The sequence below is a fragment of the Tahibacter amnicola genome, from assembly GCF_025398735.1.
GTDB lineage: Bacteria > Pseudomonadota > Gammaproteobacteria > Xanthomonadales > Rhodanobacteraceae > Tahibacter > Tahibacter amnicola.
This window is the reverse complement of record NZ_CP104694.1, coordinates 3,171,108-3,190,409: the sequence shown is the minus strand read 5'-3', so window position 1 is coordinate 3,190,409 and position 19,302 is coordinate 3,171,108. Positions and strand designations below refer to the sequence as shown.

The 19,302-nt window shown below is 65.3% G+C and carries 12 protein-coding genes; 4 read left to right on the top strand and 8 right to left on the bottom strand.

Features of this window, described 5'->3' with window-relative positions; genetic code table 11:
- From N4264_RS13285 to acnD, 5 genes are all read right to left on the bottom strand, one after another.
- On the bottom strand, positions 1 to 1,158 hold the full coding sequence (locus tag N4264_RS13285) for an SIS domain-containing protein (protein WP_261697519.1): 1,158 nt from the start codon (positions 1,156 to 1,158) through the stop codon (positions 1 to 3).
- A 125-nt stretch (positions 1,159 to 1,283) separates the two neighbouring features.
- On the bottom strand, positions 1,284 to 2,549 hold the full coding sequence (locus N4264_RS13280; protein ID WP_261697518.1) for a hypothetical protein: 1,266 nt from the start codon (positions 2,547 to 2,549) through the stop codon (positions 1,284 to 1,286).
- Between the two features lie 69 nt (positions 2,550 to 2,618).
- Positions 2,619 to 3,176: an HAD family hydrolase gene (locus N4264_RS13275; protein WP_261697517.1), complete on the bottom strand. Its 558-nt coding sequence runs from the start codon at positions 3,174 to 3,176 to the stop codon at positions 2,619 to 2,621.
- 17 nt (positions 3,177 to 3,193) lie between these two features.
- Entirely contained in the window at positions 3,194 to 4,375 is a 1,182-nt protein-coding gene (gene prpF, locus N4264_RS13270) for a 2-methylaconitate cis-trans isomerase PrpF (RefSeq protein ID WP_261697516.1), read from the bottom strand.
- A 67-nt stretch (positions 4,376 to 4,442) separates the two neighbouring features.
- Positions 4,443 to 7,043, bottom strand: coding sequence for a Fe/S-dependent 2-methylisocitrate dehydratase AcnD (gene acnD, locus N4264_RS13265; protein WP_261697515.1), 2,601 nt, complete (start codon positions 7,041 to 7,043; stop codon positions 4,443 to 4,445).
- Positions 7,044 to 7,176: 133 nt separating this feature from the next.
- Between acnD and N4264_RS13260 the strand changes: the two genes are divergently transcribed.
- Positions 7,177 to 8,484, top strand: a complete 1,308-nt coding sequence (locus N4264_RS13260; RefSeq protein ID WP_261697514.1) for a citrate synthase family protein — start codon at positions 7,177 to 7,179, stop codon at positions 8,482 to 8,484.
- Positions 8,485 to 8,548: 64 nt separating this feature from the next.
- Here N4264_RS13260 and N4264_RS13255 read toward each other — a convergent pair whose 3' ends face one another.
- The 3 genes from N4264_RS13255 to N4264_RS13245 all read right to left on the bottom strand — a co-directional run bounded on the left by N4264_RS13255 (position 8,549) and on the right by N4264_RS13245 (position 14,199).
- Positions 8,549 to 10,897, bottom strand: a complete 2,349-nt coding sequence (locus tag N4264_RS13255; RefSeq protein ID WP_261697513.1) for a M9 family metallopeptidase — start codon at positions 10,895 to 10,897, stop codon at positions 8,549 to 8,551.
- A gap of 359 nt (positions 10,898 to 11,256) precedes the next feature.
- Positions 11,257 to 12,654: a hypothetical protein gene (locus N4264_RS13250; RefSeq protein ID WP_261697512.1), complete on the bottom strand. Its 1,398-nt coding sequence runs from the start codon at positions 12,652 to 12,654 to the stop codon at positions 11,257 to 11,259.
- A 168-nt stretch (positions 12,655 to 12,822) separates the two neighbouring features.
- The gene (locus N4264_RS13245; RefSeq protein ID WP_261697511.1) at positions 12,823 to 14,199 is read right to left on the bottom strand and encodes a right-handed parallel beta-helix repeat-containing protein; all 1,377 of its coding nucleotides are present in this window, start codon (positions 14,197 to 14,199) and stop codon (positions 12,823 to 12,825) included.
- 277 nt (positions 14,200 to 14,476) lie between these two features.
- Between N4264_RS13245 and N4264_RS13240 the strand changes: the two genes are divergently transcribed.
- The 3 genes from N4264_RS13240 (at position 14,477) to N4264_RS13230 (ending at position 19,264) form a co-directional block, all read left to right on the top strand.
- Positions 14,477 to 15,367, top strand: a complete 891-nt coding sequence (locus N4264_RS13240) for an SEL1-like repeat protein (RefSeq protein WP_261697510.1) — start codon at positions 14,477 to 14,479, stop codon at positions 15,365 to 15,367.
- Positions 15,368 to 15,452: 85 nt separating this feature from the next.
- A complete protein-coding gene (locus tag N4264_RS13235) occupies positions 15,453 to 15,791 on the top strand; it encodes a hypothetical protein (protein WP_261697509.1) in 339 nt (112 codons plus the stop codon).
- Positions 15,792 to 16,294: 503 nt separating this feature from the next.
- Positions 16,295 to 19,264, top strand: coding sequence for a chondroitinase-B domain-containing protein (locus tag N4264_RS13230; RefSeq protein ID WP_261697508.1), 2,970 nt, complete (start codon positions 16,295 to 16,297; stop codon positions 19,262 to 19,264).
- Positions 19,265 to 19,302: the final 38 nt, after the last annotated feature.

Here is a 19,302-nt window from a genome sequence, read left to right as displayed (position 1 = left end):
TCAGTAGATCGTCACGCCCTGCACGACGCGATTGAGCGTGCCGTCGCTGAAGGGCGAGTCCGGCCGCAGGCCCAGCGCGTGGGAGCGCTGCAGCGCGTACTGCTGCGCCATTACGACCCACACCGCCGCCAGCCAGCTGTCGCTCGTATCCGCCAGTTCCTGCAGGGCCAGCGGAAAATCGATGCCCTCGCCGGTGCTGCCGGCCGGCCCGACGGTGAGTACGTCGCCGGCCACGCCGTCCCGGCGCAACTCAGCCAGCAGGTCCCGCTCGTAGGCGCGCGCCACGGCCGACTGGCTGCGGAACATCACCACCAGCGTATCGGCGTTCACGGCCGACTTCGGACCGTGACGGAACCCCAGGGGCGTATTGGCCATCGCCAGTGCAGCGCCGCAGGTCAATTCCAGCACCTTCAGCGCCGATTCCTTCGCCAGCGCTTCCAGTGGGCCACTGCCGAGATAGACCACGCGACTCAAGGCGTTGGCAGCCAGTTCCGCGATGCGCGGCGCCCAGTCGTGCAGCGCGTTCTCCGCGGCCATCGCCAGGCGATGGATGCGCATCAGCCGCGTCGCCCAGGACTCCTTGCCCAGCGCAGCCAGTGCCGCCAGCAACATGGTGCTGAAGCTGCTGGTCATGGCGAAACCGCGATCGCAGCAGCCCTCGGGCATCAGCAGGTTGAACGTGTCCGCGCGCCCGGCGCCCCGCTTGGCCAGGTCACCGTCGGGATTGCAGGTGATGTTCAGAAATCGCGGCGCCTCCACCGAGCGGGCGACCAGATCCACCGCTGCCAGGCTTTCAGGGCTGCACCCGCTGCGTGCGAACGATACGAGCAGCGTCGGCTTGTCGCGTTCCAGATAGTGATCCGGATGGGTCAGGAGGCTGGTGCTGGCCACTGCCCTCACCTGCGCCGGCCAGGCGGCGTTGAGCTCGTCGGCGACGACTTCGCCGATGTAGGCGGATGTTCCCGCGCCCGTGAGAATCACGCGTTGGTCCGGTTTACGCAGGGCATCGCCGAGAAACCGGTCGATCGCGCCGCGCTGCGTTTCCAGCACATGGACCAGGGCCCGCCACACGGCCGGCTGCTGCGCGATTTCCTCGGCGGTATCCAGTCCACCGCACCGTTTCCAGGCATCGCGGTGACGAAGCAAGAGCTGGGTCATTTCGGGGCTCCAAGTGCCCCGCGACGATAGAAACGAACTTTCGTTTGGTCAACAAACGAAAGTCGCTTTATCCATACTCGAAAGAATGGTTCGAGACAATCTTTCGAATGACACCGATCGGAGGCTCAGTCAGCGGTGGTGCCGATCCCCAGCCCCTGGAATCCATTCCGGAAAATCACGTCGCCGGCGGGCGGCAACTGGCAGGTATTGGTTTCAAAACGCAGTGAGTACATCGGGCAGCCGGTATTGAAATCGACTTCGCTCACCACGGCCGTGAACCCCTGGTTCGCATTCAGCCGGGTCGAGAATGCCATGGTGCCGATCGTGCTGAACCCGCTGTCGGCGAGATAGCCCGTGTTGGGTGTTGCCGAGGAATAGGTCTTGTAGAGCGTCAGCTGCATCTGATTGCCAGTGCAGCCGGTGAAGTCGGCAGTGACCGTGAGGCATACCGGCTGCGAGGAGATCGCCGGGAAATCGTGCCGGTCGTAGCGCACCGCGTTGGCGTTCTCCAGCGCCGCTGACGGCTTGGCGTGCGTGCAAAGGGAAGGACGGCCGCTGCGCGTGATCCGCCCCTGCTGCGTGATGTCGCCCGCATTGATCGAGCCCACGCGGGTGGCGGTGTAGTAGCAGCTGTTGCTGGCCGGCGCGGTCGTCACGTCCAGGCACCAGCCCCCGGCGACACTGCCGGAGGGCTGCGGCTCACTGGCGACATTCTGCGACGCCCACAGGCGCCAGGTGCCATTTCCGTTGGTTCCCTCCAGGCTGCTGAGCATCTGGCGCACGGTCGTCGTCGGCGCTGGCGCGGGCAACGCCGGCGGCGCGAACGCGCGCGGCAGGTACACGTTGGTGCCCGTGGGTGCGGTCCACGCGAGATTGCCGCCGTCGTAGTCCGCCACGGCATAGATCTGGGCGGAATCGGCGAACGTCAGCGTCGCATTGGTGACGGCCGGCACCGGCGGGGTTTCCGTATCGAACCCACTACCGAGGATGCCGATCACCTGGCCATTGGGCGGCTCCAGGCGCATGGCCAGCTGCGAGGTGTTGTTGTGGCTGACGTTGCGCAGCACCAGCTGGACGTCCGTCACCACGCCTTCGAGCCCGCTGACGACCACGTCGCTCGGATAGGTGGACGCCGGCCCGCCCGCCGGGAACAGCAGCGGCGTGGCGTTGCAGAACCGGGTTGTCATGGCCTGGGCGTTCTCCAGCGGGCAGAACGCATCGGCAGCGGGTGCGACCTCGGGGTCGGCACCGACGTCCAGCAGGGACGTCACTTCCGCCGACACCAGCGGAGGTGTCGACGGGTCGTCCATCGCCATCGTACCGGGCTGCGCCTGCGTCGCGCCGCCCGCGCCAAAGACCATCAATGCCACCGCCAAGGAAATGCGCTTCATACTTCCGCCTCGTGATACCCGGCTCCGAATGCCGTTGGTGGCACATACGGCGGAGGGGTGGCCGAGGGATCACGGCAGGTGCGCGACCTGCTGGCGCCAGCGGCGTTTCTCGATCTGGCGGACGTTCGGCACCCCGGCCAGGCTGCGCAGGTAGCGCCCCAGCAGCGGCAATTCCGCATCCCCCGGGTCGCCCGTGAATTCGCTGACCGTGACGAGATTACCGTAGCTGCGCCGGTACTTGGACGGGGTATCGTCGACGGCAATGATCTGCTCAAGCAGGTAGCCGCGCCGCCGGAGTTTCTTGAGGTTCTTGAGGGTCAGGTAGTTTCCGGATTCCAGGTCCCGCGCCAGGGTGCAGCGTTCGCTCGACCACACGAACGCCAGCGATTCCGGCGCGAAATACCGCTGGACGATCTGGATGGCGTAGCGCTCGCCGGACGCCGTCCACACCCCGATGTCGAACAGCGACTGCATGTCTGCCAGGAACGCGGTCAGGTGGGGTCGCGGATAGACGTAGTACGGCCCGACGCGGAAGTCCTCGGGATGGCCGAGCGGAATCTCGGTGGCGTAAACCAGGGTTTCGTCCAGGTCCAGCACCAGCAACTTCCGCGCAGTCAACTCCGGCATATTCAATCCCTGCTTGATCAATCGCCCGGCACGCGGATCCAGCCTTCCATCAGCACGCGGGCGCTGCGGCTCATGATGGCGCGCTTGACCGTCCACTGGCCGCCGACGTTCGTGGCTTCCGCACCGACGCGCAGCGTACCCGAGGGATGCCCGAAGCGCACCGCGTGCCGCTCGCCGCCGCCGGCCGCCTGGTTGACCAGGGTGCCCGGTACCGCCGCGGCGGTACCGATGGCTACCGCCGCCGTTCCCATCATGGCGTGGTGCAACTTGCCCATCGACAGCGCGCGGACGAGCAGGTCGATGTCGTCGGCAGCCACGGTCTTGCCCGCGGAGGAAACATAGCTCGCCGGCTTCGCCACGAACGCCACTTTCGGCGTGTGCTGCCGGTTGGCCGCATCCGCGACGTTCGCGATGAGCCCCATGCGCACGGCACCATGGGCGCGGATGGTTTCGAACATCGCCAGGGCCTTGGCGTCTTCGTTGATGGCGCCCTGCAGTTCAGTGCCCGTGTAGCCGATGTCCTGGGCGTTGACGAAGATGGTCGGAATACCGGCGTTGATCATCGTCGCCTTGAGCGTACCGACGCCCGGTACGTCGAGGTCATCGACGAGATTGCCGGTCGGAAACATGGCACCGCCGTCATCGCCCTCGTCGGCCGGATCCAGAAACTCGATCTGCACCTCGGCCGCGGGGAATGTCACGCCATCCAGCTCGAAATCGCCGGTTTCCTGCACGGCACCGTCGGTGATCGGGACATGCGCCACGATGGTCTTTCCGATCTGCGCCTGCCAGATCCGCACGGTGCAGTGTCCCTGCCGGGGAATACGGCCTGCGTCGACCAGCCCGTTGGTGATCGCAAACGATCCCACAGCCGCCGTGAGATTGCCGCAGTTGCCGCTCCAGTCGACGAAGGCGCGATCGATCGACACCTGTCCGAACAGGTAGTCCACATCGTGGTCAGGGCGCGTGCTGCGGGACAGGATCACCACCTTGCTGGTGCTTGAGGTGGCGCCACCCATGCCGTCGATCTGCTTGCCGTACGGATCGGGGCTGCCGATGACGCGCAGCAGCAGTTTGTCACGCGCCTCGCCCGGCACCTGGGCCGCCGGCGGCAGGTCATCGAGTCGGAAAAACACGCCCTTGCTGGTACCGCCACGCATATAGGTGGCCGGGATCCGGAGTTGCGGCAGATAGACCATGGTTACTTCTTCCACAAAGCGACAGGAACCGACGCCCCGTGCGGGGGCGTCCTGAAGGGATCGATGATCAGGCGGCCTGCGAGGCGGAGGATTCGAGGAAATCCTGCGCGAAACGCTGCAACACGCCGCCCGCCTCGTAGATCGACACTTCTTCGGCCGTATCGAGGCGGCAGGTCACCGGTACCTGTACCGTCTCGCCATTGCGGCGGTGAATGACGAGCGTCAGGTCGGTGCGGGGCTGGCGCGTGCCGATCACGTCAAAGGTCTCGGTACCATCGATGGCGAGTGTCTTGCGGTCGGTGCCCGGCTTGAACTCCAGCGGCAACACGCCCATTCCGATGAGGTTGGTGCGATGGATGCGCTCAAACCCTTCCGCCACGATAGCCTCGACGCCAGCCAGCCGAACGCCCTTGGCCGCCCAGTCACGCGACGATCCCTGGCCGTAGTCCGCACCGGCGATGATGATGAGCGGCTGCTTGCGGTCCATGTAGGTTTCGATCGTCTCCCACATGCGCAGGATGGTGCCGTCGGGTTCCAGGCGTGCCAGCGATCCCTGCTTCACCTTGCCGTCGACGACGACCATTTCGTTGAGCAGTTTCGGATTGGCGAACGTGGCCCGTTGCGCCGTGAGGTGGTCGCCCCGATGGGTCGCATAGGAATTGAAATCCTCTTCCGGCAGGCCCATGCGCGCGAGGTATTCACCGGCTGCGCTGTCGGGCAGGATCGCGTTCGACGGCGAGAGGTGATCCGTCGTGATGTTGTCGCCCAGAACCGCGAGCGGTCGCATGCCCTTGAGCGTGCGCTCGCCGGCCAGAGCACCTTCCCAGTACGGCGGGCGGCGGATGTACGTGCTCTGCGGCCGCCAGTCATACAGCGGACTGATCTTCTCGCCGTGCGACGCCGCGAAGCGGAACATCGGCTCGTATACCTTGCGGAAATGTTCCGGTTTCACACTGCTGGCGACGATGGCGTCGATCTCCGCATCGCTGGGCCAGATGTCCTTGAGCGTGACGGGGTTGCCGGAGGCATCCACACCCAGCACATCCTTCTCGATGTCGAACCGCACCGTGCCGGCGATGGCGTAGGCGATCACCAGCGGGGGCGATGCCAGGAAGGCCTGCTTGGCATACGGATGGATGCGGCCGTCGAAATTGCGGTTGCCTGACAGCACGGCCGTGGCGTAGAGGTCGCGATCGATGATTTCCTGCTGGATCGCCGGATCGAGCGCGCCGCTCATGCCATTGCAGGTCGTGCAGGCGAAAGCGACGATGCCGAAGCCCAGTTTCTCCAGCTCTGGCAACAGCCCGGCTTCTTCCAGGTACAGCTGCACGGCCTTGGATCCCGGCGCCAGCGACGACTTGACCCACGGCTTGCGCACCAGTCCGCGCGCATTCGCGTTCCGGGCGAGAAGGCCAGCGGCAATCACGTTGCGCGGATTGGAGGTATTCGTGCAGCTGGTGATCGCCGCGATGATCACCGCACCATCGGGCATCTGGCCCGGCACGTCTTCCCAGGGACCGGCGATGCCGCGTTCGGCCAGCGCGGAAGTAGGCAGGCGCTTGTGCGGGTTCGACGGGCCCGCCATGTTGCGCACGACGCTCGACAGGTCGAACGCCAGCGTGCGCTCGTACTCGGCCGTCCTGAGGTCATCCGACCACAGACCCGCGGTGCGCGCATAGGTTTCGACCAGTTTCACCTGCGCATCGTCACGGCCGGTCAGGCGCAGGTAGTCAATCGTCTGTGCATCGATCGAGAACATGGCAGCCGTCGCGCCAAATTCGGGCGTCATGTTCGAGATCGTCGCGCGATCACCCAACGTCAGTGCCGATGCGCCTTCGCCATAGAACTCGACATAGGCGCCAACCACCTTTTCCTTGCGCAGGAATTCCGTCAGTGCCAGGACCACGTCCGTCGCCGTGATTCCCGGTTGCGGGCGTCCGGTCAGTTCGACGCCGACGATATCCGGCAGCCGCATCCACGATGCGCGACCGAGCATGACGTTCTCGGCTTCCAGCCCACCCACGCCGATCGCAATCACGCCCAGCGCATCCACGTGAGGGGTGTGGCTGTCGGTGCCCACCAGGGTATCCGGGTAGGCGACGCCGTTTTCCGCGTGGACCACCGGCGACATCCGCTCCAGGTTGATCTGGTGCATGATGCCGTTGCCCGGCGGAATCACATCGACATTCTTGAAGGCCTTCTTGGTCCAGTCGATGAAATGAAAGCGGTCCTCGTTGCGCCGGTCTTCCACCGCGCGATTCTTCGCGAACGCATTCTTGTCGTAGCCGCCATATTCCACCGCCAGCGAGTGGTCGACGATCAACTGCGTCGGCACCACCGGATTGATCTTCGCCGGGTCGCCGCCCTTCTCGGCAATTGCGTCACGCAGGCCGGCCAGGTCCACCAGGGCCGTCTGGCCGAGAATGTCGTGGCAGACCACGCGCGCCGGAAACCAGGGAAAGTCGAGGTCGCGCCGGCGCTCGATCAGCTGGGTGAGCGCGTCGGTCAGCAGGGCCGGATCGCAGCGGCGCACCAGGTTCTCCGCGTGGACACGCGAGGTGTATGGAAGGCCCGCATACGCGCCGGGCTTGATGGCATCGACCGCAGCGCGGGCGTCGAAGTAGTCCAGGGCAGTGCCCGGGAGCGGTTTGCGGTAGGCAGTATTCATGGCTGGCAGTTTCGGCAAGCGGGAAAGGAATACCGGGTGCGGTGCGGATCCGTCGCCGGGACACGACGCTGACCGCACCAGAGAGCCGATCATAGATCGCCTCCGGCAGCGCGCCAGGGACACGGCACCGGCGATGCGGGCCCGGCCGCCGCCGGAAGGCATCGTCGGCGGCAATCTGGCATTCTCGAACCTGTTGATCAATCTTGATCCATTCAATCAACCTGTTCGCATGGATCCCGACCTCATTACAGCGGCTGAAGCCTGCCGCATCCTGGGAATCAGCCCGGCAACGCTGTACGCCTACGTCAGCCGCGGGCTGATTCAATCGCGCCCAGGCCCCGATCACCGCAGCCGGCACTACCGGCGCCAGGACGTCGAGCGGCTGGCGCGCAACCGCCGTGCCGGACGCGGCGCCGCGCGCGGTGCCGCGCAAAGCCTGGACCGCGGACTGCCGGTGCTGGATACGCAGATTTCCCTGATCTGCCCCGATGGTCCTTATTACCGCGGGCAATCGGCCATTGCCGCGGTTCGGTCGGGCGCAACACTCGAGGACGTCGCGCGGGTGCTGTGGGATTGCGGCCAGGACGACCCGTTCGGCGCCTGTCCCGACGCCCGATGGCCAGCCAGCGTGGAATCGCTGGTGGCAGACGCCCAGCTGCCGCCATTGGAGCGCGCGCTCGCGGCGATTCCGTTGCTGGGTGTCGCGGTGCGGCACTCGTTCAGCCTGTCACCCACGGTCCGCCGCGAGATGGCCGCTTTGCTGCTGCGCCAGAACGCCGCCCTGCTGGTGGGCGCCACGCCCTCCGGTGATCCCGTACACCTGCAGGTTGCCAGGCACTGGCGTCCCGGCAATGCGGGGTTTGCGCACCTGGTGCGCGCGGCGCTGGTGCTCTGCGCGGAGCACGAACTCAATGTCTCCGCTTTTGCGGCGCGCGTGGTGGCGTCCACCGGGGCGCACCTGCATGCCACAGTGTGCAGCGGACTGGCTGCTTTGACGGGTCCGCGCCATGGCGGCGCGACTGCCAGGGCCGATGCCCTCATCCGCGCCGGCGCGGACGAAATCACGGCACGCTGGCAACGCGGCGATGATCTGCCGGGTTTTGGTCATCCGCTCTATCCCGACGGCGATCCACGCGCCGCCGAGCTGCTGGCGCAGTTGCGCCGCGAACATCCCGACCGGCCTGAGCGACTGGCAATGGATGCCGTCATCCAGCGTGCCGAGGACGTCAGCGGACTGCGACCAAACCTTGATTTCACCCTGGCGGCGCTCTGCCAGCTCTACGCCCTGCCCGCCAACGCCGCGCTGGTGCTGTTCGCGACCGGACGCCTGGCCGGCTGGCTGGCTCATGTACTGGAGCAGCAGGAGCAAGGGCGACTGATCCGGCCCCGTGCGCACTACACCGGACACCGGCCCGGCGCCGACACGGACGATTCCGCATGACCGGGGCGGTGTACATTGCCCGTCCATCGCGGACGGGCAATGTCCCAGGCGCAAAGCGATGCCGTCAGTTGAACCGGGCGCTGATTTCCATGCCCGTGTAGGGCGCGCGCGGAAGTACCCAGATATACCAGTACACACCGCTGGCCGGATTGTTCACCGTGACGGTTTCATCGTTGCCCGGCAGGAAGGGGCGGTAGTCGTACGTGGTCTGGTCTGGCCAACCGCCGGCCTTGATGTACATGTCCGCGTTGCCCGTACCGCCAGCCATGCGAATGGTCAGCTTCGGCACGCCGCTGGGTACCCAGATGAAGAAGCTGCGCGAGTTGGTCGTCGCGGACAGGTTGCTGCGGCGACAGCCGTTCGCCAGGACGCGTTCGTCGTCATCATCGCACTCAGGCAGCGGCGGCGGCGGTTCGAAGCCGCCCTTGAAGATCCGGTCGGGCACGCAGTTGACCGGATTGCCCATGGACGATACGAAACAGCTGACCCAGCCGCGGAAATCCGCGTTGTAGCTGGTCCCGATCGCCGTGAGCCAGTTGCGGTATTCCGGCTCGTAGCGGCCCGCACGGAAGTGCTGGATCATCTGGTCGAACTGCTGGCGGCGATGCTCGTACATGAAGCGCGACGCCAGATACCCCCACTGGTAGGTGCGGGCGAAATCGGTGCTGTACTGGGTGGTGAAAAGCTCGGACAGCGAGAACTGGCGCGAGATCGCCTGGTCCATCGCATCGGTGTTGGTGAGGTTGCGGAACGAGTACGACAGGTATTCCGCAATCCCTTCGATGTACCACACCGCCGACGTCCGCGGACCGACCTGGGTGTTGCCGTAGTCGCACGCACCACCCGTCGGGGCGTCGCAGAAACCGCCCTTCATGTTGAAGCGGCCATCCAGGTAGTGGATGTATTCGTGGGCCAGGTTCCAGATCTGCCATGACGACGTGCCCGGCGTGCCGCGCTCGTAGGCGTAGAAGCGAGCCTGGTTGCCAGGCCGGGTCGGATCACCTTCGATGTAGATGCCGCCGTTGTCCACGGCGATATCGAACAGCACTTCTGCATAGGCGGCGTAGTCCGCCTTGCTGTCGAACACCAGCATTTCGAGCTTGGAGTTCTGGTCGCCGGCAATCGGTACATTGCCGGTTGCCATCTTCTGGTGGAAGAAGCCTTCCTCAGTACCGACGGAGCTGCAGGTCTGCTGGATCTGCTGCGGCGTCAGATTCTGCGCACGAAGTACCAGCGTCGCACTGCAGGGATGCCGCGTCGGCAGCACCAACGGTTCGAGCGTCGTGCGAAAGTTGCAGATGTTGTAGTAGGCGCAGTTGCTGGCGTCGTAGAACTCCGCATTGCCTGCCGTGGCGGCCCAGAGGCGACCGCCGTAGCCCGTCATTGGATACCGCGCCAGGATGGCCTTGACGAACTGGCGCGCCGTCGACTGCGTCGTGCCCGAGTAATTCTGGCCGTTCACGAAACGCGTCAGCTCACGCGAGGCGTTCACGACGAGATACTCCAGCCCCGTATCGATGTCGATGGCGTTGTTCGACACGAAGCTCGACAGTGCCGTCAAGAGCGAGGTATCGGCCGCCATAGCGGCTCGGAAATCGCTGAACTGATGGGCCCGGAACAACGCACGGAACACGTTGTTGGTCGCCGTCTGCATGCTTTCGATCTCACGGTGCGCCGCACCATAGTTGTTCAGCAGGCGCCGGAAACTGCCGATGTGGCGCGCGCTCTCCTGCGCGCTGTCGATCAGCGTCACGAATTCGCTGAGCACATCACCGTGCACTTCGGTGACATCGAGGAAGTGCGTGTTGTTGACGAACAGGTCCAGCGCATGGCGCACGCTGGACGCCAGCGACGACCCATAGGTTCCGACATAGGCGGTCTGATTGTCCTGCACGTAGTAGCCGGCGCGCAGGAACAGGATCAGCTGCAGCGTCTTCTGGCTGTTGTCGCCCGGATAGAACCAGGCACTGTTGATCAGCTCGTTGGCCACGGTACGCATCTTGGCCTCGCCGAAGATCTGGCCTGCCTGCGCGCCGGTCACCTTGAACAGGCCGTTGAGGCAGTCCTCGACATCGGCCGCCTTCACCAGCGTCAGGAGCGCGGCATCACTGGCGTTTGCGAAGTCCGCCGCATTGCAGGCCTGCGGCGCGCGCCCGGCCCGCGCATCGGCCTCGGGACTGCGCGACAGGACGATGACCGGATCGGCCAGGTCGTAGTCGATATCCGTCTTGCGTGGGTCGTTCATCGGCGGACGCTCGGCACCCGGCCGGTGTGTTCCCAGGTGGGATACGGTGATTTCGGCGCCGACGGGTGGAATCCATGTTACGCGTGGTGTAGCAGAGGCCGACCCGGAAATGGCGGCGGCCAGGATTGCCGTGCTCAGGTGCAACGGCAATAAACGGAGTAAGGACATAGGTCTCCCCGGAATGGGTCTGTGCGAGCAGAAAATGGAGGAGGAAAACCCGCGCGGATATCAATGAAGAAAATCAGGATGGCGCCGCGCGCGACATCTGCAGAGCGGCGCCACCGGCGGGCGCGAGATACTAGGTCGCGCGACAGGCGTGTTGCGTGGGCGCTTGCGGCGCAGACACGGACGAAATCGACAAGAAGCGGCAAGCAAATAGCCTACGCACCACCGACATGTGACCCAGTGCTCGTTTCACATTCCGACACAATTGGTCGAGCCCGCCGAGATAATGCAGCGCACCCATCCGTGCGTTGCAGCACGGACAGGCAATCGCCACTTACGCTGGCGCCACAAGATGACGCTACTTAATCCAGAGCATTCGAAGAGTGATTCTGGCGCGTAAATGTATCCGCCGCCCGGGAAATCGCCTCTGCAAACGGGGGGAACTCGGTCGATGCAAAGTAGCGCTGGTAGGTAGTGCTGAAAATGCGCGTTCCACCCAGCCGATCCAGCTCGGCCATGTAGTCGTCCGGCCGCCAGGCGCGCGATGATGGCAGGTTGTGCCTGGCAAATTCACCCATCGCGGCGGCGAGCGACGGAAAGCGCCCCTTCGCTGCGGCCAGCTGGATATCCATGTCCAGCGCCATGACGGCGCCCGTCCAGTAGGTGCGCATGCGGCCCGCCTCGTCGATCGGGCCGCGATCGTCTTCCTTTGCCGTTGCCGTGAAGCTGCGCTGGAGGTTCGCAGTGGCGGTCGCCGCCGTCAGCACACCGGAACGGGCCCGTGCAACGTTCTGGTAGTAGCCGGCAAGCCCCTCGGCCAGCCAGCGTCCCTGTTCACCGAGAAATGGGTGCGCCAGGTGCGAAAGCTCGTGCGTCAAGGTCCAGTCGGCCTGCAACTCGGCGAGGGTCGCGACCGGGTCGATGTAGAGGATGACCGTGTTGCCCAGTCCACGGACCACATGGCCGAACGGCACCGGCTCGCGCGCACGCGCCACCGGCATCACGACCACCTGGGTCAGCGGCACCGGAAAACGGCCAAACGTGTCAGCCAGCGCACGCGCGCACGCTACCACCCACGTAGCGTATTCGTCAGCGCGCGGCATCGCCGCACCGACGACACTGATCCGCACGACGGCCTCGCCGAGGGGGACAGCTCGCCGGGTCATCGGCGCGAATACCACCGCGCCGTCCATATGACGCAGCCAGGGCACGACGGTGTAGTGCTCGTCCGTCCCCCTGACGAGTGGCCAGGGTGTGGCCACTTCAATGCCTTCCGGCAGATGAAAGGCCACCTCGAGTGGACGTTCATGGCTCCAGGAATCCGGTACCCACAACCACTCGCGCGGATCGGTCACCAGGACAGCCTTGCTGCGGCCGGTGATCACACGATCTGCTGCACCGTCGCCATGGAACGCTTCGACATAGCTGGCACGCTTCTGTCCGGCTGCCGGGCTCAGCCGCTTTTCATGCAGCGCCCATCCTTCCAGCGTGGTCGACTGCAGCCGTCGGACGGCCGCGTTGGACAGCGCGTGAAGCGTCGGCAGCTGGGAACAGTCCTCGCAACGCACTTCGACGCGGGCGGCATCCAGGGTGTCCAGATATACGTCATAGCGCAGCCCCACGGCGCCGGGCGCAGGGCCGGCGCCCAAGACCGCGACCGTCATGCCTGCATTCACCAGTATCCGCCGCAATGCGCCAGGCTGCCGCATGACGGCGATCATCCGGCACATTGCTTCGCGATAGCCGTGGGCTGAGTCCATGGCAGTTCATCCGGGTTTTGCCACGAGACCGGTGAACGTTCCGTTTTACTGCACAGTGCCCCGCCCTGTAAGCCAGTACGCACGAAATTCGCGCCAGAGCGAGGGCGTACGTTTGTACGCACCCCATTCACGCCCTGCCTCATGGACGCGACCGCCGCACCGCTGCCCTCATTGGAAGCCGTTTGCGAAGATCACATCCGATGCAAGCTCGAAGGCACCGACGTCGATTGCACCGCTCGCCACGCGCGCCGCTGCGGTACCGACCGGAATCAGCGTGCGCGCCGGCGGGTGGAACGCCGGCGGGAACAGCGGGTTGCTGATGGCGTATGCCGAGGGAAGCGTGACCGCACCGTTGCCCGCGTTGAGCAGCGGGCTACCCGCCGCCGGCCGGTAATCGAAGTTCAGGCTGTCGACAAATCCCGGGGTCGCCCCCAGGGTCGTCGCGCTGAATCCGGCCGGGATGAAGGTCGACCCGTTGTCGATCCAGTTGTTGCTGCCGATGATCTGCGAGCTGCCTGTGGCCCAGTCAGCCTCGACTTCGCGCACCACGCGCAGCGCGTTGGCACCGTCACGCCACAGCACGTTATTGTACGCCGCCAGCGATTCAATACCGTCAAACAGGCGGAAAACCGTGGGCACGTCGTTGATCGCGCCCAGTCGCACCACCGTGTTGTTGACGAAGCGATAGCGCCCGAAGCTCTGCCCCGTCGCATCGCCGCCAAAGCGCAGGATCGCACCGAAGTCGCTGGTGTGGACGATGACATTGCCCACGACGTCCGAATCCTCGCGCGCCTGGTCTTCCGGCACGCCGCCGTCGGGGTCGGGCCCGATCAGTTCGAGCTCGTGGTAATACCCTCCTTCCAGCCAGTTGTAGTAGATCTCGTTGCGTTCCGCGCGGCTCTTGATCAGGTTGCCGCCCTCGCCGGTGCCGAACTGGCTGTCGTGGATGTAGCTGTACTGCAGGCGAAACACGGCGCCGGGGTATTCGATCTCGTCCGTCGCCATGTAGATCGCGTGATTGCCGCCGTTGGAGCCGGCGTTGAACACCTCGGAATACTCGACGGTGAGCGAACCGGAGTCGTTGTCCGCACCGAGGATGCCGTGGCGTGGACAATCATGGATATACGCGTCGCGAATCACGATGTCGTGCGCATGGTGATACACGCAGCGGAAGGTGCCGGTCGAGGTGTTGCCGGTACCGCTGACCTCGAACCCCTCGAACACCACGTGGTTCGACAGACGGAATTCGATGGTGTTGGTGCCACCGCGCAGGTGCGGCCGCTGGTTGTTGATCCGGATACCGCGAAGAATGACCGGATTGCCTGCCGCCCCGCCATCCTCCTGCGGAACGATCACGCCGGGCGTACCGACGTCATAGATCACGCCGCCGTCGACTTCCACGACATCACCCGGCCCCAGGTCCACCGCCGCGAACAGCTGGTTAAGGTTCGTATACGACTGTGACGGACCAACGCGGTAGGTCGCGGCCGTCGCCGGAGCCCCGGCAGCCAGCAGAATCAACAGGAGGGCGATTGGATGACGCATGACGGGTCCCTGGTGGAAGGCGGCCGGAGTATCCCCACGGTGCACCCGCCCGGCGCGGGCGGCTATCACACTATGGGGCCAGGGCCGACCAACGGCCCCGGTTCGGGGATGGTGGGACGGCACAGGGAACAGGCTTAGCACGCGCCTGCGCAGGCCGTCTTTCCCAAATGCGCCAACAGCGCCCTCTTCGGCGACGAGGGCAGCGGCCGCTTCTAGGCGGCTGCCGGGAGTGGCAGACTCCATCGACGCCTGGAATCCTGCGAGATCCGTGGACCCGATGAATCGACGCCTTCTGCTCAGTGCCCTGGCGGGTATCACCATGCTTGGCGCACTGGTAACGTGGCATTTCAGCGCCGCGCCACAGCAGCGAACCGGCTCCCCGCCGGTTTCTGCTACGTCCGCGAAAGCGTCCGGTTCCGCCAGCGGCGGCCCCCACGCGACGTCCACGCCCGCGCCTGCCGCGGCGGACCGGGCAGCTGCAGCAGCCGCGTTCCGGTCCATCAATCCGGCCTTCCCGCGCGCTGTGCAGTGGCAGGACCACACACCCGCACCAGCCGGCGCCGTGACCGACAGCTGGAATCGCCTGGAGCCTGCAGCCCGGCAGGGCGATGCCGTTGCCGCGTACGCGCTGTTCGGCGCGCTCGACCGCTGCCTTCGGCTGGATGAGCGAACCGGGCAGCCCGTCGCCAACCTCACCGCCGGTGAACGCGACGACCTGGAGCGCGACCTGCGTGACTGCACGGGCGTTACCGCCCAGCAGCTCCAGACTGCCTACGCGTGGCTGCTGCAGGCCGCCAACGCCGGGCACCTGGAAGCCCAGCTGAGCTACGCCCACGTCGGACGAAAGGCACTCGGAAATGCGACCCAGATGCTGACCGACCCCGAAGCCGTTGTTCGTTATCGTGACGACCGTACCCGCCTGCTGCAGGCGGCGGTCGATCGCGGCAGCATCGACGCACTTGGCATGTTGGCCAGTGGCTACGAAAGCGGCATCGCGCAGAAGACGGACCCGCTGCTGGCCTATGCCTATACCGAAGCGCTGGTCCAGGTCGACGCCGGCGAAAGCCACCGCGCGGACCTGACACGGCTTGCGAGCGCGCTGACGCCGGCGCAGGTTGCCCAGGCGCGCACCCAGGCCCAGCGGATACTCGACCGCTGCTGCCGTTGACGCACGTTCAGGCCGCCCCATGGCCCGGGGAAACAGCCTTCCTTCCACGTACTCCGGTGACCCCATTCCATCGCTCCGACCGCCAATGTCCGCCACGCCCCCTGACGATCCACGCGACTATCAGCCCGAGCTGGCGCGCCTCGTCGCGATGCGCGACAGCGCCATCACGATCCTGTTCATCACCGTGCCCGCCGGAATAGTCGGGGGCCTGGCCGCCCGTTACATGCCTGCCGTCGGCATCCCGGTTGACGTCGTAGCCGGCCTGACGACGTGGTACTTCTGGTCGCGCGCTGTCAACGCGCCCTGTCCCCGGTGCGGTGAGCGTTTCCAGGGCGTGCTGCGGATCGTGCTGCGGACGCTTCCGCGTGTCGGACGGTGCTGCCACTGCGGCCTGGAATGCCACGTCCCGCCCGCACTGGGCTGAGCCGCGTCCGGTCCGAGCCGGTTTTCCGCTGAACCGGCCGTCTGTGCGACAATCCGGCCCCCACGATCCTTACCAAGGAGATTCCCATGAAACTCGCCCGCCTCCGTCGTCGCAAAAACCGCCTGCGCAGCGCCCTGGTCAGCCGCGGCAAGCGCTGAACGGTTGTTCCGAACGCCGGCCCCTGGAAGCAGGGGCCGGCGTTTCTGTATCCGCTGCCGCAACGGCTCGCGATACGCCGATCCCCTGCTCCATCCCATCTGTCGCCGATACGTCTGCGCAAAGTCCAATCCCTCGTTACGGTTGAACGGCATTGTGGTGTGCCGCGCCGATATCGATTGCGTAGCAAACGTGTTTCAGTACTGGCGCGGCGCCACCTTTGCCCGTGTTGCCAACCTGGCAGCCACCATCTTCCGCATTTGACGCCTATTTCGTGACCGGCTCACGGGATCCAGGCACACTGGCGCCACTAGGCTGGGGAAACACTCCCTCCTCCCTGGACCGCCATGAGCCCCACGCCGACCGACACCCCTCCACCGGATGACCACGATTCGTCCACCGTGGACACGCAGCGCCGATCGATGCTGCAGTGGGCCCTGGGCACAGGCGTCCTGGCATGGGGCGGCTGGTCCTTGCCGGCCTTCGCACAGAGCGACGATCGTATTTTCGTCGATGGATTCCAGAACGGTCTCAGCGGCCTGACATTCACGCTGGAACAGGCAACGCCTGAACAGATCGGCGTCTACCTGCCAACTACCCGTGCGTTTGCCTACACGACGTCGATCGAAATGCGCTACCGCCTTGCGGGCGAAACGAGCTGGAAGGTTGCGCATCCGCTGGCGCGGATCCGGCCGGATTTCAGCGAACCCGGACCAGTCGGGCCCGTCGATGCCTTTGGCGGCACGATCTTCGATCTGCAACCGGGCCGCACCTACGACATCCAGCTCATCGTCAACGAAATTGGCCAGGCAGTGCAGGTGTATACCACGCAGGCCGCCACACGCCCGCTGCCTGCGGCGGCCGGCACGCCCAACAAGACCGCCAATCCTGGCAACCTGGTCAGCATGCTGGCCGGCTTGAACCCTGGCGACGTGCTGGAACTGGCCGCCGGCAACTACACCAACCTGGGCCTGCAGATCTCCCGCTCCGGTACGCAGGAACAACCCATCGTGATCCGTGGCGCCTCGCAGGCGGGAACTGTCCTGAGCAGCCCCAGCCGCGTGTTGCAGATTCTTGGCGCATCCCACGTCACGATCGAGAACCTGACCTTGCAGGGTTCAGGCACCAACTCGGGAACCAATGCTTCCTCGCGCGGCATCGAGTTCTGGAACGGCGCGCCGGGCCAGACCAACATCACGCTGCGCAACCTGGTGATCACCGGCGTCGATGTCGGCATCAAGGCCCATGCCACGGTACGCGGCGTCCTGGTGCATCACTGCACGTTGACCGGCAACAATCCCTGGTCCCAGGCCGAGATCGAATCCAATGCCACCTGGAACGACGACGGCATTTGCCTTCCGGGCGAAGGAAACTGTGCCTTCAACAATACGCTGCACGGGTTTGGCGACGCCTTTGCGGTGATCGCCGGAACGATGTCTGCGGCTGTTCATTTCTACCGCAACAAGGTGACGATGACCGGCGACGATGCCTTCGAAGCGGATTACGGCACGCGCAATCTCGGCTTCTACGACAATCACATCACCAATTGCGCCACCTTGCTGTCGGTCGATCCCGTGTACGGCGGGCCGCTCTATTGCTTCCGCAACGTTGCGATCAACACGATGCGTGGACCGTTCAAGCTGAACTCCACCAGCAGCGGCTTCTTTATCTACAACAACACGATTGTCCGGACCGAGGGAACCACCGGCTGGGGCTGGGTGCAGTTCAACAACGGCGGGCTGCGCAACTGGGGTTACCGCAACAATATCCTGATCTACCGCGGCAGTTCGGGGGCAACGCTGGCCGTCGAATCGACCGGCTGCAATCCCATCGATTTCACTCACAATGCCTGGTTCCCCGATGGCTCCACCTGGTGGTCCAACAGCGGCGCTTCCTACGGCACCATCACCGCGGCCATCGCCGGTACGGGACAGGCGGCAACGACGCCGGTGTTCGGAACCTCCACGCGTCGCCATCAATTCGATGTGGTGACGACCACCAATCCCTTTTCGACCGCAGTCACTGTCGGAGCCAACCATCTGGTTGAAGTGACGACATTGCACGTGCCTGCGCTGGCGGCTGGCAGCTCTCCGAAAAATGCCGGCATCGCCATCCCCAATATCACGGACGGCTACAGCGGCGCCGCACCGGACATGGGCGCAGTCATCGCCGGTCGCGCGCTTCCCGGCTATGGCGCCAGCGCGACGTTCGCTCCACCGTATGCGCTACCGGCCGGCGGCAGCGTCGTTGCCATCGGCGCGAACACCTTTGGGGACATCAAGCCGCCCGAGCTCGCGCCCAGCCAGTGGAACCTGGTGGTGTGGATGGCCTGGTGCACTGGCGTGATGGCACCGGAATGGTCCGCGGGCGGCGCCTACGTGGCAGGCGTTGCATCCGGCGGGCACGCGGACGGGCGCAACTATTCGGCGGCGCTGTTCGACTTCACGGACGCACGCTGGAAACGGCTGGACCCGGTCAATCCCAACGCGACGCCCAGCCGCGACAATCACCGGCTGAGCGATACGACAGGGGCTCCGTACTACGAAATCATCGGCAGCAATGGCACACCGGCCGCGCGTCATACCTACCAGAATCAGGTCTGGTTGCCGCCAGCTCTCGGCGGCGGCCCGCGCGGCAGCCTGCTGCATGTCACGGGCGGCGCCATTGCGCATGAATCAGTGACGGGTGGCGCCGTGCATCGGACCGAACTGGGCGAAGCAAGAGTTACCCATTCGCGGTACACGGACGCAATCTCAGCGCGCACGAATTACGAAGGATGTGCGGTATTCGACGCGGCGCGTTCGCGCGTCTGGAACCTTCCGACCAACCTGGAACGGTATCGCGATGTCGAGTACCTCGACCTGTCCGACCGCACCTTCAAGACAGTAGGCACCTTCAACTGGCCAGTGGCTGGCGTCACCGGCGGGCGTAGCTTCCTCCATGCGGGTCTTCTGATCCGCCAGGGGGCGCAAGGGCAGCTCTACGCATTCGATCCGGGCAATCCCACCGTGGGCTGGCAGCTGCTGAACACTAGCGGCATCCTGCCCGGCAGCTACAACGTGTTTGCCCCCTGGCGCGGCAAGTACTACTGGGCGCCCAACGGCGGCGGCAACACACTGACGCGGCTGACCCCGCCGGCGGGCGATCCGGTCACAGGTACCTGGATCATCGACAGCGTCACCGTGAGCGGCCCCACTCTGCCGGCGACGCTGTCCAGTCACAACCATATCGCCTCGCTCGCCTATGTGCCTTCGCTCGATTGCCTGGCCTGGGTGGTGGGCGGCGCCCACCCGGTGTATCTGGTCCGACCGGAGTGACGCCTGAGCCACTTGTCCATTTCTGGATGAGTGGTTTC

What these genes read in the sequence shown, in the direction of transcription:
- N4264_RS13285 (WP_261697519.1), bottom strand. Translation starts at nt 1,158, where the DNA reads ATGACCCAGCTCTTGCTTCGTCACCGCGATGCCTGGAAACGGTGCGGT.
- N4264_RS13280 (WP_261697518.1), bottom strand. Translation starts at nt 2,549, where the DNA reads ATGAAGCGCATTTCCTTGGCGGTGGCATTGATGGTCTTTGGCGCGGGC.
- N4264_RS13275 (WP_261697517.1), bottom strand. Translation starts at nt 3,176, where the DNA reads ATGCCGGAGTTGACTGCGCGGAAGTTGCTGGTGCTGGACCTGGACGAA.
- prpF (WP_261697516.1), bottom strand. Translation starts at nt 4,375, where the DNA reads ATGGTCTATCTGCCGCAACTCCGGATCCCGGCCACCTATATGCGTGGC.
- acnD (WP_261697515.1), bottom strand. Translation starts at nt 7,043, where the DNA reads ATGAATACTGCCTACCGCAAACCGCTCCCGGGCACTGCCCTGGACTAC.
- N4264_RS13260 (WP_261697514.1), top strand. Translation starts at nt 7,177, where the DNA reads ATGCGGGCCCGGCCGCCGCCGGAAGGCATCGTCGGCGGCAATCTGGCA.
- N4264_RS13255 (WP_261697513.1), bottom strand. Translation starts at nt 10,897, where the DNA reads ATGTCCTTACTCCGTTTATTGCCGTTGCACCTGAGCACGGCAATCCTG.
- N4264_RS13250 (WP_261697512.1), bottom strand. Translation starts at nt 12,654, where the DNA reads ATGGACTCAGCCCACGGCTATCGCGAAGCAATGTGCCGGATGATCGCC.
- N4264_RS13245 (WP_261697511.1), bottom strand. Translation starts at nt 14,199, where the DNA reads ATGCGTCATCCAATCGCCCTCCTGTTGATTCTGCTGGCTGCCGGGGCT.
- N4264_RS13240 (WP_261697510.1), top strand. Translation starts at nt 14,477, where the DNA reads ATGAATCGACGCCTTCTGCTCAGTGCCCTGGCGGGTATCACCATGCTT.
- N4264_RS13235 (WP_261697509.1), top strand. Translation starts at nt 15,453, where the DNA reads ATGTCCGCCACGCCCCCTGACGATCCACGCGACTATCAGCCCGAGCTG.
- N4264_RS13230 (WP_261697508.1), top strand. Translation starts at nt 16,295, where the DNA reads ATGAGCCCCACGCCGACCGACACCCCTCCACCGGATGACCACGATTCG.